A 16,990-nucleotide genomic window follows, 5' to 3' on the forward strand; every position below is an offset into this window, starting at 1 on the left:
TGACCGCGCCGTACACCGGTGGTCGAGTAACGAGCGCCAGCGAGTGTATCGAGACCTGGTGACGGTGCAGAAGGTCTCGATACGCCGGCTCGCTTCGCTCGCTGGCTACTCGACCACCGGGTAGGGCGCGGGTGTGGAATGCTCGACGGGTGGCCAAAAACAGAAATCATCGGCGTCCGGCGGTAGCGGCAGAAGAGTCCGCCCTCGTCGGTACGGAGATCGAGCTCGATATCACGAACGTCGCGCACGGAGGCGTGTTCGTTGCCCGGCACGAGGGCCGCGTCGTGTTCGTCGGCGACACGATGCCGGGTGAACGCATCCGTGCTCGCGTGACGGAGGCTCGCCACGGCAGTTTTTGGCGCGCAGAAGCCGTCGAGGTGATCGAAGCATCACCGCATCGGCGTGCACACGTGTGGGCGGCAGCATCGATCGACCGTGCCGCTGAGGAGCGCGCGGGCGGCGCTGAGTTCGGGCACATCGACCTGCAGTACCAGCGCGCACTGAAGTCGCGGGTGATCGCCGACGCCCTCAGCCGCATGGCTCACATTGAGCTCATGCCCGACGTTGAACCGGTGCCCACCGCACCTGTCGCGGACGTACCCGCCGGGTCCGCGCCCGCCGCTGCGCCCGCACCCGCCGCCGCGCCCGCGCTCGCCGCCGCGCCCACGCTTGCCGCGACCTCCGCCCCGGGCGGCCTGGGCTGGCGCACTCGAGTGCGCCTCCAGGTGGCGCAGGACGGCACTGTTGGGCCGTACGCCGCCCGATCCCACCGGGTGGTGCCCGTTGACGACCTCCCATTGGCCACGCCCGTTGTCGCCGCTGCGGCGCCGTTGCGCGGGCGGTTCGAGGGTTCTGCATCCGTCGACGTGATCGGGCCGAGCACGGGCGGCGAGATCGTGCTGGTGAACGAACGCGAGCGCAAGGGCGCCGGGGCGAAAGGCAAGCGGCCGGCGCCGCATCCGATTCTCGAGCGGGTCGGTGAGCGTGAGTTCCGGCTGGATGCGCGCGGCTTCTGGCAGGTGCACGCGGGTGCCCCCGCCGCGCTCACCGCGGCCGTGCAGCAGGCGGTGGATGCCGCGCTGTTCGATCCGGATGCCGCCAACCTTGATCTCTACGGCGGCGTCGGACTGCTCGCGGCAGCCGTCGGCGATCGCTTCGGCCCGTCGACTCGAATCACGTCGGTCGAATCCGATTCGACGGCCACGGACTTCGCAGCGGGCAATCTGGTGGATTGGATCGGCGCGGCCGCCATCACAGACCGCGTTGACCGGTTTGTTGCGCGGTCGCTGGCGCAGGCATCCGCTCACGAACGCGATCGTCAACGGGCAGCGACTGTAGTGCTGGATCCGCCGCGGTCCGGGGCCGGGAAAGACGTCGTCGACGCGCTGGTGGCGCTGTCGCCTGCGCAGGTCGTCTATGTGGCCTGCGACCCCGTCGCGTTCGCTCGTGACGCCGCGCTGTTCGCTGCCGGCGGCTACCAGGTGAGTGCGTTGCGGGCGTTCGATCTGTTCCCGCAGACGCACCACGTCGAACTTGTTGCCCGGCTGACCCGATGAGCGGCGATCCGATGGGTACGATGAGTCGCATGGTGCGCGTAGCGATCGTCGACGACCACGAGTCTGTGCGACTAGGACTGCGTGCTGCCTGTCAGGACGCCGGATTCGAAGTGGCAGCAGCAGGCGCGAACGTGGCAGAGCTCGAACGCAAACTCGGCGGCCGGGAGTGCGACATCGTCGTGCTCGATCTCTCGCTCGGCGACGGCTCGGTTGTGACGGACAATGTCAAGCGGCTTCAGGCACACGGATTCGCCGTGCTCGTGCACAGCATTGCCGATCGGGTGGCGAGCGTGCGCGAGGCGCTGGCGGCCGGGGCGGCGGGGGTGATCCCGAAGTCCGCGCCGACCACCACGGTGATGGCCGCGATCGCGACAGTGGCGTCCGGCAACGTGCTGAACAATGTGGAGTGGGCGAGCGCCATCGACGCGGACAATGACTTCGCCAAGGCCCAGCTGGGCCGACGCGAACGTGACGTGCTGCACCTCTATGCCTCTGGGCTGCCGTTGAAAGCGGTGGCCGGGCAATTGGGCATCGCGCATTCGACGGCGCGCGAATACCTCGACCGGGTGCGCGCCAAATACGTCGAAGTCGGCCGACCGGCACCGACGAAGGTGGATCTGCTGCGTCGCGCCGTTGAGGACGGTATTCTGCCCGGTCTTGACGCGGATGCACCCAATGGCCATTTCTGACCCAGTGATGCTGCCGCAACCGCTCGGCGTTCCGACGACGGGCAAACCGCTGAGCCGTGCCCGCATCGAACGGCTTTTCAGCAGGGTTGTCGCCGTGTTCGGTGTCGTGTTCGCTGTGCAGATCATTCCCGGGCTGACGGATGCGGTGCGACTGCTGGCAGAACCGTGGACGTTGGTCAGCGCGTGCGTTCTGCTCGCGACCATGGTGTGGGTGGTGGTGGCGGCCCTGGTGCAGCGCGCTGTCGCGGTGAGTATGGGCACGGCCGCGATCGTCTATGTGCTGTCGCTGCTGACCTGGCCGCTGCTCGTGACCAACGTCGCTGCGGTTCCGCCGACACCCTGGCTGTGGTACCTGTGCACGGTGGCAACGGCGTATGCCGCGATTGCGTTCACTCTGCCCGTCGCGGCGGCCTACACGGTGCTGACGCCAGTTATCTACGGTGTGCTGCGGGCCTCCCCCTACGGTGGCACTTCCACGCTCACGGGCGCCATCCTCGACGTCATCTACGCGGTGATTCTCGGCGGAGCCCTGTTGATCATCGTTACGATGGTGCGCCAGGCCGCATCGGGTGTGGATTTCGCGCAGGCGGCCGCTCTCGACAGGTACACGGCGGTCGCACGCGAGCATGCCAGCGAGGCCGAGCGCGCTGAGGTCGATGCCATCGTGCATGACAGTGTGCTGACCACTCTGCTTGCCGCGGCGGGAGCGCGCTCACCGGAAGCAATGGCCGTGGCTGCGCGCATGGCAACGCAGGCGATCGGTCACCTGGACGCCGCTGCCGACGCCGTGCCCGCCGAGGGCGCGGTTCTCAGTCTCGACCGATTGAGCGAACGCATCTCGTCTGCCGCGCGCTCGTTCTCTGCGCCGTTCGCCGTGACGCAGGCTGAGATGACGGATGCCCCGATCCCGACCACCGTCGCGGACGCCCTGCACGCTGCGGCCGTGCAGGCGATGGTGAACAGCATGCAGCATGCGGGTGGAACAGACGTGCACCGTTCCGTATCGATCGTCGCGTTGCAGCCGCACGGCGTGCAGGTTTCGGTCACGGATGATGGAGTCGGCTTCGATCCGGCGACGCTCGGGCCCGAGCGGCTGGGGCTGCGCGTCTCGATCCAGGAGCGGGTAGCGCGGGTCGGCGGTCAGGTCGTCGTGCGCTCGGCTCCTGGACACGGCACAACCATCGCAATGAGTTGGGGCGGTGAGGCCGGCACGGGTGATGCGGGCCCCGCTGACGCGGGCACTGTTGACGCGGGCACCGGTGAGGTCAACATCGATGAGACGGGCGCTGCCGAGACGGGCGCTGTCGAGGCAGCAGGCGACGAGCCGTCGCGCGGCGGTGAGCCGGCATGATCACGATTCCTCGGGCGCTGCTCATTGCGTTGGCTGCCCTGTTCTCGGGCTACCACGTGTTCCTGGCGCTCTATTCGATCGGCACACCGGAGCACGTCGCCCCGATCATCGTCGCGATCGTGCTCTACGCCGTTGCGACAGCGGCCACGCTGTGGTCGACGAAGGCCGCGCGGATGCCGACCTGGCTCGCCGCCTTCGACTTCGCCGTGGCCGCGGCGCTTCCGCTCCTCGTGACGAGCCAGCTGGATGCGTCGGCACAGAACGGCTACGCCACCTGGTACGTTGCGGCGGTCGGCACGCTGATGACGATCGTCGCTGTGCGGCGCCGGCAGCTGTTCGCCTGGCTCGGCGTCGGGTTCCTTGTCGTGCAGACCGTCGTGTGGACCGGCAGTGTGCTTGCCCTCGGCGGCCTGGGGGTGGTCGGCAGCGTGGTCTGGGTCGCGGCGGCCGTGCTGCTCGCCCACGCGCTGACCAAAGCCGCGCGCGACGCGCAGCAGTTCATCTTGGCCGAACGGCAGGCTGCTCAGTGGCAGGCGGCGCAGGAGGCGCATCTGTCTGAGAGGCAGCACCGGCTGGCACACACCTACCGGATGGCGGCGCCCCTGCTGACGGAGATCGTGCGGAACCGCGGCGACCTGACGGCGAGTCAGCGCAGGGAGTGCAGGCTCCTCGAAGCGACCATGCGTGACGAGATCCGTGGCCGGCAACTGCTGAACGATGAGGTGCGCACCGAGGTCGGGGCGGCCAGGCGTCGCGGCACGACCGTGACGTTGCTCGACGAGGGCGGCCTCGACGATCTGGATGCCCCGGCGCTCGAGCTCGTGCTGCACGGCCTCGCCCGTGCCGTTCACACCGCGCGTGTGGACACGCTGATCGTGCGTACGGTGCCGCGTTCATCCGAGATCGCCGTCACGGTTGTCGGCTTGCGCACAGTCGAACAGGGTGAGTCCGCGGAAGAAGTCGAAGACGAGGTCGAGCTGTGGCTGGAGATCCCGCGCACTCAATCGGACGAATCGGATCAGCAGGCATCCGGGCGTCCAGCGGCAACAGGTCGTCCATAGGCAACCGGGCGCCCTGGGACAACCGGGCGTCCAGAGGCATCGGGCGTCCAGAGCCATCGGTCGTCCGGCGGCATCGGGGCAAAAATAAAGAGGGCCGGCATGAAGCCGACCCTCTTGTAAAGCCCCGAGTCGGGGCGATAACCCGAATATCGCCCCGACTCGCCCCCAAACATTCGCCCGCTTACCCTAGTCGGCGAATGATTGGCGGTGTAACTCGATGAGAGACACCTAGCAGTACTAATATCCCTGCTTCTATGCGTGGCGTATAGTCGTCATTTTGGGGGACCACTGGGGGACAATATCACGATCCGCAATCACCAGTCTGCAAGAACTGCGTGTGTTGCGCAACATTCGACGTGGTCGATCGGGGTACAGAGCCGCCGCGATCGACGCTCAGCATCGCGCCGATCGAACCTCATCGATCGGCGGAGAAGCCTCGCCACCCTCCGGGGCCAGGCGTAATGGGCGTGCGCAGTCGGCGCTGGCTGTGTTGCCAGGCAGAGGGCGGGGTCGGGGCATCCGCTTCGATCGACGCCTGTGCGTCCAGCGCTGCTGTCACGACGGCGGTAACGGCAGCGATCTCGATGGGCGAGAGGTTCGCGGTGTGGAAGGCGATGTCCAGGGGAGTGTCGGCATCCGCAGAGTGTCGTGCATTCATCGGCGTGTGTCTTCCTTGATCAGCGTGCGCTCTCGCGAACTCGGCGTCTGTCTCGCGAACCCGGCGTGTGTTCCGCGAGGTCGGCCAGTGGCGCGTTAGAGCGGAATGTTCCCATGCTTCTTCGGCGGTTGGTTGGCGCGCTTGGTTCGGAGTGATCGTAGCGCCTTGATGACGGCGACGCGGGTTGCTGCCGGTTCGATGACCCCGTCGAGTTCACCGCGCTCGGCTGCGAGGAACGGGCTGGCCACGTTGTAGGTGTATTCGTTGGCGAGTCGCGTGCGCACGGCGGCCACGTCTTCGCCGTTCTCCTCGGCACGTTTGATCTCACCTCGGTACAGGATGTTGACGGCACCTTGCCCGCCCATCACGGCGATCTCCGCGGTCGGCCACGCGAGGTTGATGTCCGCACCGAGCTGCTTGGAGCCCATCACGATGTAGGCGCCGCCGTAGGCCTTACGGGTGATCACCGTGACCAGCGGCACGGTGGCCTCGGCGTACGCGTAGAGCAGTTTCGCGCCGCGGCGGATGACGCCGGTCCACTCCTGGTCGGTGCCGGGCAGGTAGCCGGGCACATCCACGAGGGTCAGGATCGGAATCGAGAACGCATCGCAGAACCGCACGAAGCGGGCCGACTTCTCGCCGGCGTCGATGTTCAGTGTGCCGGCCATGGCGTTCGGCTGGTTGGCGATGATGCCGATTGAGCGGCCCTCGACCCGTGCGAAGCCGATCACGATGTTCGGGGCGAACAGCGGCTGTACCTCGAGAAAGTCGCCTTCGTCGACGAGATGCTCGATGATCGTGGTCACGTCGTAGGGCTGGTTGGGTGAATCCGGGATGATTTCGTTGAGTTTGCGGTCGGCATCCGTGATTTCGAGCTGTGCTTCGCTCTCGTAGACCGGCAGTTCGGCGAGGTTGTTGTCGGGCAGAAAGCTGATCAGCGTGCGGGCGAAATCGAGGGCATCCGGTTCGTCGCTGGCCAGGTAGTGGCTGACACCGGAGATCTTGTTGTGGGTGAGAGCGCCGCCGAGCTCTTCCATGCCGACGTCTTCGCCGGTGACGGTCTTGATCACGTCTGGGCCGGTGACGAACATCTGGCTGGTCTTGTCGACCATGATCACGAAGTCGGTCAGCGCGGGGGAGTACACCGCGCCGCCCGCCGCCGGGCCCATGATGATCGACAGCTGCGGGATGACACCGCTGGCCGCGGTGTTCTTGCGGAAGATCTCACCGTACTTGCCGAGCGCGATCACACCCTCTTGGATGCGTGCGCCACCCGAGTCCAGGATGCCGATGATCGGCACGCCGGTCTTCAGCGCGTGGTCCATCACCTTGATGATCTTGTCGCCGGCGACCTCGCCGAGCGAACCGCCGAAGATGGTGAAGTTCTGCGAGTACACGGCGACATTGCGGCCGTGGATCGTGCCGACGCCGGTGACGACGGCGTCGCCGTACGGTCGGTTCGCGTCCATCCCGAACGCGGTGGTGCGGTGTCGGACGAACTCGTCGAACTCGACGAACGAACCCGGGTCCAGCAGCAGGTCAATCCGCTCGCGCGCCGTCATCTTGCCTTTGGCATGCTGCTTTTCCACCGCGGCGAGCCCGCTTGCGGTCACGGCTTCGTGGTAGCGGGCCTTGAGATCGGCGAGTTTTCCTGCCGTCGTGGCGAGATTCTCGCTCACCGTTGATTCGTTCTGCGTCACGCCGTTCACTCTACCGGCAGGTGTGTGGGCCAACTCGTTGTCGGAATCACACAAAGCTGGGGCTTGCAGTTGGTCCGTGGCCTGTGTGGCGCTCGCCGCAGCCTGCCCGCCTCGGCCGTCAGCGGTTACAAAACGACGGAGTTATTTGGTGACGCGCCGGCCGAGTGGCTGGGCGAGTGGCGTGTCTGCGAACATCTCCGTCGTTTTGTAACCGCAGCGGGGGCTGCAAGGGAGAATGGAGGTATGGACTTTCCTCAGAGCCGAGCCCTTGTTCCGCGACTGAGCGTGCTCGAGTACGCTGGCTCGACCAATGACGAGCTCGTTCGCGCTGCGACCGGGGCGGATGCCGCATCCTGGCCGGAGCTCTCGGTGATCGTCACCGACGACCAGCGCAGCGGGCGCGGGCGGCTGGATCGCGTCTGGAGCGCCCCAGCGGGCACCTCGCTCGCGATCTCGGTACTGCTGCGGCCCAGCACATCCGCACCGGAGTTTTCCGTCGACAGCGTCGGCTGGATTCCACTCCTTGCAGGCCTTGCAATGACCCGCGCGGTGCGCAGCCTCGGCGTTGACGCCACCCTGAAATGGCCCAACGATGTGCTGGTCGGCGGCAAGAAGCTGTGCGGCATCCTCTCCGAGCTCCTGCCGGATGGTGCCGGTGTGGTCGTCGGGGCCGGGCTGAACGTGTCCATCACGGCCGATCAACTACCCGTCGATACGGCGACCTCGCTGGCGCTTGCCGGGCTCGCCAACCCCGATCCGGATGCCGCGCTCGCGGCCTACCTCACCGAACTGCAATCCCTCTACCGCGGCTTTGTGGCCGCCAATGGGGATGCCGAGGCGAGCGGGCTGCACCGCGAGGTGGCATCCGCCTGTGACACGATCGGCCGAGCCGTGCAGGTTCACGTGCCTGGGGGCGCGCCGCTCACCGGCATCGCGACGGGTTTGGACGAGCTTGGGCGTCTCATTGTGGACACGAATGACGCCCTCACGGCGGTGGCCGCGGGCGACGTCACGCATTTGAGGTATTAATGACTCATGACCACTGTTGAGGCGAGCCTGGCGCAGCCGGCCGAGCGCGTGATCGCGCGGCTACGGCCGCACGCGCGAATCCTCTTCTGGCCGAGCATCGTTCTGATCGCCTGTTGCGGCGCGGTCGGCTATTGGGGTGGCAACCTGCCGGAATTCTGGCAGAACCTGGCCGTATTCTGCGCTGCCGCCCTGATCGTGCTGCTGCTTTTTCTTCTGCCGCTCGCGTTCTGGCTGAGCACGCGTTACACGATCACGACCCGGCGGATGATCCTGCGAAGTGGCTTCTTTGTGCGTGTGCGGCGGGAAGTCATGCACAGCCGCGGCTACGACGTCACGGTGAAGAAGAACTGGTTGCAAGCGGCGTTCGGCTCTGGTGATATCCGGATCGAGTCCGGCGTGGACCAGCCGGTGGTGCTCAAAGACGTTCCCAAGGCCAATCTCGTGCAGGGCGCTCTTCACGACCTGATGGAGAACAGCCAGAACCTGCTCAACGCGCGTCGCGCGCAGGAGCAGGCGCAACAGCAGTCAGCGCTCCCCGACCAGACCGGGGTCTTCGGCCGCCGCTAGGGCGGAGGCGGTCGGTGTGCTCGCCGTCGCTGCCGCGACCGCATCTGCCACAGCCGCTGCGGATGCCGCGTCCTGGGCTGCGCGAAGCGCGTGCGGGCGGCGCGGGGAGAAGACCCACCAGCGGTAGAGCGCGAACCGGAACAGGGTGCCGAGCCCGAGCCCGACCACATTGTTCGAGATGTTGTCCGCGAGGGGTGACGTGAACCCCATCAGGTAGTGGGAGATCCACACGCACGCGAGCGGGATCAGCATGCCTACCAGGCTGACGGCGAAGAATTCGACGCCCTCACGGGCGGTATTCGTCTGTCGGCCATCGGAGAATGCCCAGAACCGGTTGCCGATCCAATTCACGGTGATGGCGACGATGGTCGCGACGATCGTGGCATACAGCGGCCCGTAGTGCTCTACGCTCGGGTTGAAGATCGTCGCCCGCAGTGCGTTGAACACGACCAGGTTCACAATGAAACCAACACCACCGACGGTGCCGAACTTCAGAAGTTGCAGCACGAACGCCGAACGCGCTTTGCGAGGGGCGATGCGTTCTGACATGTTCTCTACCAGCCTGATGGACGAAGATTAAGGAGCGTTCGAAAGCCTACGCGGGTTCCGCAGCCGCGCGCTGTGAGTTTCACTGCTGCTTTCTGAATGATCTCTAAGACAACGATAGGAAGTCGCATCGCAATGACCACACGCAAGATCGTCGGAGTGATCGGCGGCGGCCAACTGGCCAGAATGATGATTCCGGCCGCCGTGAATCTTGGGCTTGAGTTGCGCGTGCTCGAAGAGACGGTCGGCATGTCCGCCGATCTGGCCGCCACCGCAGCCGGTGACTACCGTGAAATCGAGACCGTTTTGGCCTTCGCCCGCACTGTCGACGTTGTGACGTTCGATCATGAACACGTGCCGCAGTCGGTGTTGCGAGCACTGGTCGACGAAGGCATTGCCGTGCATCCCGGGCCAGACGCGTTGCTCTATGCACAGGACAAGCTGCTGATGCGCGAGAAACTCACGGAGTTGGGCGTGCCGGTGCCGGATTGGGCGCGGGTGGAGAACTCCCAGCAGGTCGGCGCATTCTTGGCGACGCACGGCGGGCGCGCCGTGGTGAAAACTGCTCGCGGCGGGTACGACGGCAAAGGCGTTCGCGTCATCTCCGAAGCGCACGGAGCCGACGATTGGTTCACGGCGCTGGCGGAGGACGGCCGCGGCGGTGGGCTCCTGATCGAAGAGTTCGTCGACTTCCAACGGGAACTCGCCCAGCAGGTCGCTCGACGACCATCGGGCGACGTCGTCGCCTGGCCGCTCGTCGAGACGGTGCAACGCGACGGCGTGTGTGCAGAGGTGATCGCGCCAGCTCCGAGTTCGGCCGGGCGACTTGCCGAAGTCGCAGAGGACATCGCGGTGCGCGTCGCCACGGGACTCGGCGTGACTGGGGTGCTTGCCGTCGAACTGTTCCAGACCACGGATGACCGGCTGCTCGTCAATGAACTAGCGATGCGGCCGCACAACAGCGGGCATTGGTCGATCGACGGCTCGACGACAAGCCAGTTCGAACAGCACCTTCGCGCGGTGCTCGACCTGCCGCTTGGCGGCACGGGCATGCGCGACGACTGGTCGGTGATGGTCAACATTCTGGGTGGGCCAACCGGGCAGAGCATGGTCGAGAGATACGCGGATGCGTTCGCGGCGCATCCGCTCGTCAAGGTGCACAGCTATGTCAAGGAGTCGCGGCCGGGCCGGAAGGTCGGCCATGTGACCGCCAGCGGTGACGACCTCGACGAGGTGGTGTACCAAGCGCGTGGCGCAGCCGCGTTCTTCCAAGGCTGAGCCATAGCATGGAGGCCATGCCTCTTCTGAATTCCGCGCAGCCCGTGGTCGCCGTCGTGATGGGTTCGGATTCCGACTGGGCTGTCATGAGCGACGCAAGTCAGACACTCAGCGACTTCGGCGTCGCACATCAGGTCGAGGTGGTTTCAGCCCACCGCACACCGGAGAAGATGATCACGTTCGGCAAAGAAGCCGCCGGACGCGGCATCAAGGTGATCATCGCTGGGGCGGGGGGAGCAGCACACTTGCCCGGGATGCTGGCCGCGGTCACGACACTGCCCGTCATCGGTGTGCCCGTGCCGCTGGCCAGGCTTGACGGCCTCGATTCGCTGTTGTCGATCGTGCAGATGCCTTCCGGTGTTCCGGTCGCCACGGTGTCGATCGGCGGTGCGACCAATGCGGGGCTGCTCGCCGTGAAAATTCTTGCGACAGCGGATGCCGCGCTGACTGAAAAATTGGCGGCGCACGCTGCCGGGCTGGCGGCATCCGTCGAGCAGAAGAACGCGAAACTCCTTTCGGCGCTATGAGCAGCATCGCAAGCCCGATCCGTTATCCGGACACCGGTTCCACACAGCTGATGACGCGCCGCGGCTGGTGGCTCGTGGTGCTCAATGTGCTGATCCCGGGGTCTGTGCAGGTGCTTGCCGGAAACCGCAGGCTCGGCCGCTTCGGTCTCGTTTCGACGCTGACACTCTGGGGCCTGGCGATCGTGGCCCTCGTCGTCTATCTGCTCTGGCCAAGTGTGATCTACACGCTCTTCACTCAAACTTTGATGCTGTGGGCCGTTCAGATCGTGGCCGTTGGCTACGTGGTGTTGTGGATTATCCTGACCCTGGACACGCTGCGGCTGGTGAGGCTGGTCAAAGCCGCGCCGGCCGCGAGGGCGCTGATTGCGGCATTCTCTGTGCTGCTCCTGGTCGTTGTCGCGGGCACCGCGGCGTACGGCGCCGTGATCGCCGGCGGTGCACGTGGGGCGCTGAGCGGTATTTTCTCCGCAGGGCCGAGTCAGCCGCCGGTCAACGGCCGGTACAACATCATGCTGCTCGGCGGGGATGCCGGGCCTGACCGAGACGGCATGCGACCGGACAGCATGTCAGTGGTGAGCATCGACGCCGACACGGGCAAAGCGGTGACGATTGGCCTGCCACGCGATCTGAATCCCACGCCGTTCTCGGCCGATTCACCGATGCACGCGCTGTATCCGAACGGCTACGGCTACAACGACAAGTGCGATGTGGATGTCTGCCAGCTCAACTCGATCTACACCGAGGTCGAGCTCTACAAGGCGAACCTGTACCCGAACGCCACCAAGCAGAACAGCGAGCCGGGTATCGAGGCGATGCGGGACGCGCTCGAGGGTGCGACGGGGCTCAAGATTCAGTACTACGTGCTCATCGACATGCAGGGCTTCGCAGACCTGATCGATGCCCTCGGCGGCGTGGACATCAACGTGACGCAGAAGTTGCCGATCGGCGGCGATGAGAACCTGAACGGTGTCGTCAGCTGGATCATGCCCGGTGAGCAGCACATGAACGGCTACACGGCGCAGTGGTATGCGCGTTCGCGGCATGGCACGAGTGATTACGACCGGATGGCGCGGCAGCGGCAGCTGCAGGACGCGATTCTCAAGCAGGTCAATCCTGTGAACGTCGTCACGAAGTTCAACGACATCGCCAAGGCCGGAACACAGGTCGTCAAGACGGATATTCCGCAGTCGATGCTCGGCTACTTCGTAGACCTCGGTATGAAGACCCGCAAGCTGCCGGTGACCAACCTTGAGTTGGTGCCGCCCCTGATCGACACGACCGACCCGGACTACACGGAGATCCACCAGTTGGTGCAGAAGGCGCTGGCGCCGGCGACGCCGTCGCCGACGGCTGGTTGAGGCCACTCCGTCAGAGGTCCGCGTGCAGCTGCCAGACGAGTTGTGCAGAGTCACGCCAACTGAACGCTCGCACGCGATCCTGACCGAACACGCGGAGACGGCCCGCCAATTCGCCATCGGAGAGCACTAGCCCGATGGCATCGGCGAGCCGTTCGGGATAACTGCTGCCCGTTGCAGTACGTTCGACGGCGATGCCCGCTCCGCCGGAGACCTCGAGGAGAGCTGGGTCGTCCGAATGAATCACGGGCGTGCCGAAATGGAATGCTTCGAGCACGGGCAGCCCAAAGCCTTCGGCGAGACTGGGATACACGAAGACGCCGGCTCGATCCAGGACGACCGACAGGTCCCCGTCATCGAGTGGACCCAGTGTGAGCACCCGTCCTTCAGGCAGGCCTGCTTCCATCGCGGCAGTCGAGACACGTTGCCCGTGCCACTCCTCGGGCCCGACAACGACGAGGGGTAGCCCGGCGGCACCTGGCAGACTCATCGCTTCGATCAACGAGCCGAGTGCCTTCCGTGGATTCAGCGAACTGATGGCGAGCACGTAGTCGCTCGGCAGCCCAAGATCGCGAGCTCGAGCGTCACTGTCCGAGGGCACGCGTAGGGTCGATCCGACCGCACCCCCGATTACCCGGATCCTGTCACCGAAGTCGAGCGCCGCATCGAGCTGGCGTGCGACGGCGTGTGTCGGAACGATGACAGCGTCAGCATGCTTGAGCGCACGCTTTGCCATCGCTTTTCGCCATCCGCGAGCAGAGGTGTGCATTTCAGCACCGTGCATCCAAGGAACGGCATCATGAATCGTGACGGCAACTTGCCCACCATGGTTGAGACGGTCGTGTTTGAACAACGGGGCGAGCAGGCTCGGCGAATGCACCATACCGTTGCCACCGATCGGCACCCGAACGCCATACTGCCAGGCCCTGGCAAGCTCCTTCGGTGGCAGGGGCGCGGTCGTCAGGTGAGCGAGCCCTGGAAGACGATTGCGGATCTTGGCAAGCTCGTCCTTCGGATGTGCTGCGACGATTGCTTCGACCTCACACCTGGCCGGTGCGGAGGCGATCAGCTCACGCGTCAGTTCCTCGCTGTACCGGCCGATGCCGTTAGGAACCAGCGCGGCCATTTGTTCCGCGATCACCTGCAGCGTTGTTGTCATTGATCTCCAAAAACTAAGCGTAGGTGCCGATCACAATGTTTGATTGTGAGGGTAGCAGGCAGGCAACCACCCGGACCGGTATGGATCAACCGCCGCGCGTCAGCCGCGAACGCAGCGCCAGTCCGACGCGCAGCGCGACGCGCAGCGGCCACAGATACCAGGAGCTGTACTTGCGTGCCAGGTATTGATATGCGCTGTGGTGGTGCACCGTGCGCATGGCTGATGCCGATGTCGCCGTGGAATGTGCGCCGGTGTGTACGACGGACGCCGTCGGCATGTATACGTTGTGCCAACCGGCCTCAGCTAACCGTTTGCCGAGATCGACGTCTTCAAAGTACATGAAGTAGCTTTCATCGAACCCGCCGATGGCATCGAAAGCCGCGCGTCGTACCAGCAGGCAGGAGCCGCTGAGCCACCCGGTCTGTCGCCAGGACGTGCCAGCAGGCCGATTTTGGCCGCGGTAGCGTTTTGTCCACGGGTTGCCCCGCCACACATTGGCGAACAGGGCATGCCCGATGCCGGTACGCAACGAAGGAAGCTCGCGCGCAGAAGGGTAAACCTTGCCACGGCCGTCCCGGATCAGCGGACCCAATGCCCCGGCGAGCGGCAACGATTGAGCCGTGTCGAGAAGCCGCTCGAGTGCGTGCGTATCGATCCGCACATCGGGGTTCGTGATCAGCACCCACTCGATGGCGTCACTCAGCTTGCGTACAGCGAGGTTGACGGCGGTGCCGTAGCCGAGATTGCGGCCGGCCTCGACAATCTCGATCGAGAGGACGGAGGATCCGATCTCGATAGCGTCATCCGGCGCGTTGTTCACAACAACGGTGTGCGCAGGTAACACAGTGCCCGTCTCGAGAGAACGAACGAGGTCGGCCAGTGCGTCCCCGGAACGAAAACTGACGGTGACGCACGCAAGAGCATCATCGACAGCACCGCCAGAGGGGCGAGCGGAGGTTTGCTCAGTCGTCACTCGAGAGCACCCGTCGCCGCAGCCTCGGCCAGCGCCTCGCGCCAATCGCGCAGTGGGCTGAGGCCGACTGCGGCCCAAGCGTCGTGCCCCAACACGGAATAGGCGGGGCGCAGAGCAGGTCGAACGAACGAAGAGCTATCCGTCGGCAGCACGCGTGCCGGGTCCAAGCCAACGGCCGAGAAGATCGCCTTGGTGAAATCGAACCAGCTCGCCTCGCCCGAGTTTGTGCCGTGATACACGCCGGCCGGAGCATCCGCGTCGAGCAGCTGCACGATTTGGGCGGCGAGGTCACCGGTCCAAGTCGGCTGCCCGAGTTGGTCTGTCACCACGCTTACCGTCTTGTGCGACCCGGCCAACCGGAGCATGGTCTTGGCGAAGTTAGAGCCATGCTCGCCGTAAATCCAAGCCGTGCGGACTACGTAGGTGCCGTCCGGATGCGCAGCGATCGCGAGACGCTCGCCATCAGCCTTAGTCCGGCCGTATGCGTTGATGGGGTCGCGGGGAGCGTCCTCCGGGTACGGTGTGGTCGCGTCCCCACGAAACACATAGTCCGTCGAAACCTGCACCAGTCGTGCGCCGATCTCTGCCGATGCGATCGCCAGATTCTGCGCGCCCGTCGCATTTACCGCGTGTGCATCATCTTCGTGAGTTTCGGCGTCATCAACTTTTGTATAAGCAGCGGCGTTGATGACGGCGTCGTGCCCGGCAACAGCGGCTCGAACCGCGTCGGGATCGGTGATGTCCAGATCGGCGTGACCGAGCGCGGAGACGTCACGGCCGACCAATGCGGCCTGCAGATCGCGGCCCAGCATTCCGGATGCTCCGGTGACGAGGTAGCGCACGCTCACTGTCCTTGTGCGGTGTAGCGGGCCTCGGTGACGTCTTTCTGCGGCGACCACCAAGCTTCGTTGTTCTGATACCAGTTAATCGTGTCTGCCAGGCCCGCCCGGAAGTCCGAGAATTGAGGTGCCCAGCCGAGCTCACGACGGAGCTTGCTGGAGTCGATCGCGTAGCGCAGATCGTGGCCGGGTCGGTCGATGACGTGATCATAGGCATCTGCCGGTTGGCCGAGTTCGGTCAGGATCAGTTGCACGACGTCTTTGTTGTTCTTCTCACCGTCTGCGCCGATGAGATATGTTTCGCCGATGGTGCCCTTGTCGAGAATCGTCAGCACGGCGGAGGAGTGATCGTTGGCGTGGATCCAGTCGCGCACGTTCTCACCGGAGCCGTAGAGTTTCGGGCGCACGCCCCGCAACACGTTGGTGATCTGGCGCGGGATGAACTTCTCCACATGCTGGTATGGGCCGTAGTTGTTGGAGCAGTTCGAGATCGTCGCCTGAACGCCGAAGGAGCGCACCCAGGCGCGCACCAGGAGGTCGCTCCCGGCCTTGGTCGACGAATATGGGCTCGACGGGTTGTACGGCGTGCTTTCGGTAAAACGTTGCTGGTCGTCGAGCTTAAGGTCGCCGTAGACCTCGTCCGTCGAGATGTGATGGAAGCGCGTGTTGTGCTTGCGAGCAGCCTCAAGCAGCGTGTACGTGCCGATGATGTTGGTGTCGAGAAATGGGCGGGGGTTGTCGAGCGAGTTGTCGTTGTGACTCTCGGCGGCATAATGAACGACGGCGTCGTGGCCCGCAAATAGGTCGTCGACGACAGCAGCGTCTGCAATGTCGCCTTTGACGAACTTGAACCGGTCGGTAGGGAGACCTTCAAGCGAAGTAAGGTTGCCGGCGTACGTGAGCTTGTCGAGAACCGTTACGTCGTGATTGGTGTTCTGCAGCACATAGTGCACGAAGTTGGAACCGATGAAACCGGCTCCGCCGGTGACGAGAATCTTCATTGTGTGAGGGGATGCTTTCTGTCCGCGAATCGCCCGTCGAGTCTACCGGAGCGCTGATTGTTAGACTCGGCGGGTGCAGATCCGTGAGTTAGCAGTTCCCGATTCCTATGAGATTACTCCTCAACTACACGCCGACGATCGTGGTGTGTTCCTGGAGTGGTATCGCTTCGATCGGCTCGAAGAGACGATCGGGCACTCGTTGAATCTTCGGCAGGGCAACACGTCCGTCTCAAAGCGCGGGTCGGTGCGCGGCATCCATTTCGCGGACATTCCACCGAGTCAGGCCAAGTACGTGACAGCTACACACGGCGCCGTGCTGGATTACGTGATTGACATCCGCGTGGGTTCTCCGACGTTCGGCAAATGGGACTCCGTGTTGCTCGACGACACGGATCGTCGAGCGATATATGTTGCCGAAGGCCTTGGGCACTGCTTTGTTGCGCTCACCGACAATGCGACAGTGAGCTATCTCGTGACGGACGTTTACAACCCCTCGCACGAGCACGGCATCAATCCGCTCGACCCCGACATCGCGCTTGTGTTTCCGCCAGAGGCCGGCGAGCTTCTGCTGTCCCCGAAAGACACAGAGGCAAGTGGCCTCACTGACGCCGCAGCATCCGGCTTCCTGCCTACTTGGGAAGCGGCGCGCAGCTTATATGCATCCCTGGACAGTGCCTCTCTCAACAGCAAGGACGACTAGA

Annotated in this window: 17 protein-coding genes; 10 read left to right on the forward strand and 7 right to left on the reverse strand. The window is 64.7% G+C overall.

Annotation, left to right across the window (positions count from 1 at the left end; genetic code table 11):
• Positions 1–149: 149 nt before the first annotated feature.
• The 4 genes from QU604_RS07060 to QU604_RS07075 are packed head-to-tail and all read left to right on the forward strand — an operon-like array spanning position 150 to position 4,657.
• Complete coding sequence (locus QU604_RS07060) at positions 150–1,556, forward strand: class I SAM-dependent RNA methyltransferase (RefSeq protein ID WP_345784277.1); 1,407 nt, start codon at positions 150–152, stop codon at positions 1,554–1,556.
• A gap of 29 nt (positions 1,557–1,585) precedes the next feature.
• Positions 1,586–2,245, forward strand: coding sequence for a response regulator transcription factor (locus tag QU604_RS07065; RefSeq protein WP_308468098.1), 660 nt, complete (start codon positions 1,586–1,588; stop codon positions 2,243–2,245).
• On the forward strand, positions 2,232–3,596 hold the full coding sequence (locus QU604_RS07070) for a sensor histidine kinase (protein ID WP_308468099.1): 1,365 nt from the start codon (positions 2,232–2,234) through the stop codon (positions 3,594–3,596). The genes QU604_RS07065 and QU604_RS07070 overlap by 14 nt, the downstream gene beginning before the upstream one ends.
• Positions 3,593–4,657: a DUF8320 family protein gene (locus tag QU604_RS07075; protein ID WP_308468100.1), complete on the forward strand. Its 1,065-nt coding sequence runs from the start codon at positions 3,593–3,595 to the stop codon at positions 4,655–4,657. The genes QU604_RS07070 and QU604_RS07075 overlap by 4 nt, the downstream gene beginning before the upstream one ends.
• 415 nt (positions 4,658–5,072) lie before the next feature.
• Here the strand turns inward: QU604_RS07075 and QU604_RS07080 are convergent, their stop codons facing one another.
• Both QU604_RS07080 and QU604_RS07085 read right to left on the reverse strand, forming a co-directional pair.
• Entirely contained in the window at positions 5,073–5,315 is a 243-nt protein-coding gene (locus tag QU604_RS07080) for an acyl-CoA carboxylase subunit epsilon (RefSeq protein WP_308468102.1), read from the reverse strand.
• A 95-nt stretch (positions 5,316–5,410) separates the two neighbouring features.
• Entirely contained in the window at positions 5,411–7,024 is a 1,614-nt protein-coding gene (locus tag QU604_RS07085) for an acyl-CoA carboxylase subunit beta (protein ID WP_409350003.1), read from the reverse strand.
• A gap of 234 nt (positions 7,025–7,258) precedes the next feature.
• Between QU604_RS07085 and QU604_RS07090 the strand changes: the two genes are divergently transcribed.
• Entirely contained in the window at positions 7,259–8,044 is a 786-nt protein-coding gene (locus QU604_RS07090; protein ID WP_308468104.1) for a biotin--[acetyl-CoA-carboxylase] ligase, read from the forward strand.
• Positions 8,045–8,050: 6 nt separating this feature from the next.
• Positions 8,051–8,611 carry a PH domain-containing protein gene (locus QU604_RS07095; RefSeq protein ID WP_308468105.1) on the forward strand — a complete coding sequence of 187 codons (561 nt, stop codon included), beginning with the start codon at positions 8,051–8,053 and terminating at the stop codon, positions 8,609–8,611.
• On the opposite strand, the gene QU604_RS07100 is transcribed toward QU604_RS07095, so the two are convergent.
• Positions 8,570–9,160: a GtrA family protein gene (locus tag QU604_RS07100; RefSeq protein WP_308468106.1), complete on the reverse strand. Its 591-nt coding sequence runs from the start codon at positions 9,158–9,160 to the stop codon at positions 8,570–8,572. The genes QU604_RS07095 and QU604_RS07100 overlap by 42 nt on opposite strands.
• Positions 9,161–9,292: 132 nt before the next feature.
• Here QU604_RS07100 and QU604_RS07105 point away from each other — a divergent pair, with 132 nt between their 5' ends.
• Genes QU604_RS07105 through QU604_RS07115 form a run of 3 tightly spaced genes read left to right on the forward strand, consistent with a single transcriptional unit; the run spans position 9,293 to position 12,320 of the window.
• The gene (locus QU604_RS07105) at positions 9,293–10,435 is read left to right on the forward strand and encodes a 5-(carboxyamino)imidazole ribonucleotide synthase (protein ID WP_308468107.1); all 1,143 of its coding nucleotides are present in this window, start codon (positions 9,293–9,295) and stop codon (positions 10,433–10,435) included.
• An 8-nt stretch (positions 10,436–10,443) separates the two neighbouring features.
• On the forward strand, positions 10,444–10,962 hold the full coding sequence (gene purE / locus QU604_RS07110; protein ID WP_409350004.1) for a 5-(carboxyamino)imidazole ribonucleotide mutase: 519 nt from the start codon (positions 10,444–10,446) through the stop codon (positions 10,960–10,962).
• Positions 10,959–12,320, forward strand: a complete 1,362-nt coding sequence (locus QU604_RS07115) for an LCP family protein (protein WP_308468109.1) — start codon at positions 10,959–10,961, stop codon at positions 12,318–12,320. The genes purE and QU604_RS07115 overlap by 4 nt, the downstream gene beginning before the upstream one ends.
• A gap of 10 nt (positions 12,321–12,330) precedes the next feature.
• Here the strand turns inward: QU604_RS07115 and QU604_RS07120 are convergent, their stop codons facing one another.
• From QU604_RS07120 to rfbB, 4 genes are all read right to left on the reverse strand, one after another.
• A complete protein-coding gene (locus QU604_RS07120) occupies positions 12,331–13,476 on the reverse strand; it encodes a glycosyltransferase family 4 protein (protein ID WP_308468110.1) in 1,146 nt (381 codons plus the stop codon).
• A gap of 85 nt (positions 13,477–13,561) precedes the next feature.
• Positions 13,562–14,449: a glycosyltransferase family 2 protein gene (locus QU604_RS07125; RefSeq protein ID WP_308468111.1), complete on the reverse strand. Its 888-nt coding sequence runs from the start codon at positions 14,447–14,449 to the stop codon at positions 13,562–13,564.
• Positions 14,446–15,291 (reverse strand): dTDP-4-dehydrorhamnose reductase, encoded by an 846-nt coding sequence (rfbD, locus tag QU604_RS07130; protein ID WP_308468112.1) that lies wholly within the window; start codon positions 15,289–15,291, stop codon positions 14,446–14,448. Before rfbD ends, QU604_RS07125 begins: the two co-directional genes overlap by 4 nt.
• A gap of 2 nt (positions 15,292–15,293) precedes the next feature.
• Complete coding sequence (gene rfbB / locus QU604_RS07135) at positions 15,294–16,289, reverse strand: dTDP-glucose 4,6-dehydratase (protein WP_308468113.1); 996 nt, start codon at positions 16,287–16,289, stop codon at positions 15,294–15,296.
• Positions 16,290–16,362: 73 nt separating this feature from the next.
• Here rfbB and QU604_RS07140 point away from each other — a divergent pair, with 73 nt between their 5' ends.
• Positions 16,363–16,989 (forward strand): dTDP-4-dehydrorhamnose 3,5-epimerase family protein, encoded by a 627-nt coding sequence (locus QU604_RS07140; protein WP_308468114.1) that lies wholly within the window; start codon positions 16,363–16,365, stop codon positions 16,987–16,989.
• Position 16,990 lies beyond the last annotated feature (1 nt).

It is taken from the genome of Rathayibacter sp. SW19 (assembly GCF_030866825.1).
In the GTDB taxonomy this organism is placed as follows: Bacteria; Actinomycetota; Actinomycetes; order Actinomycetales; family Microbacteriaceae; genus Rathayibacter_A; species Rathayibacter_A soli.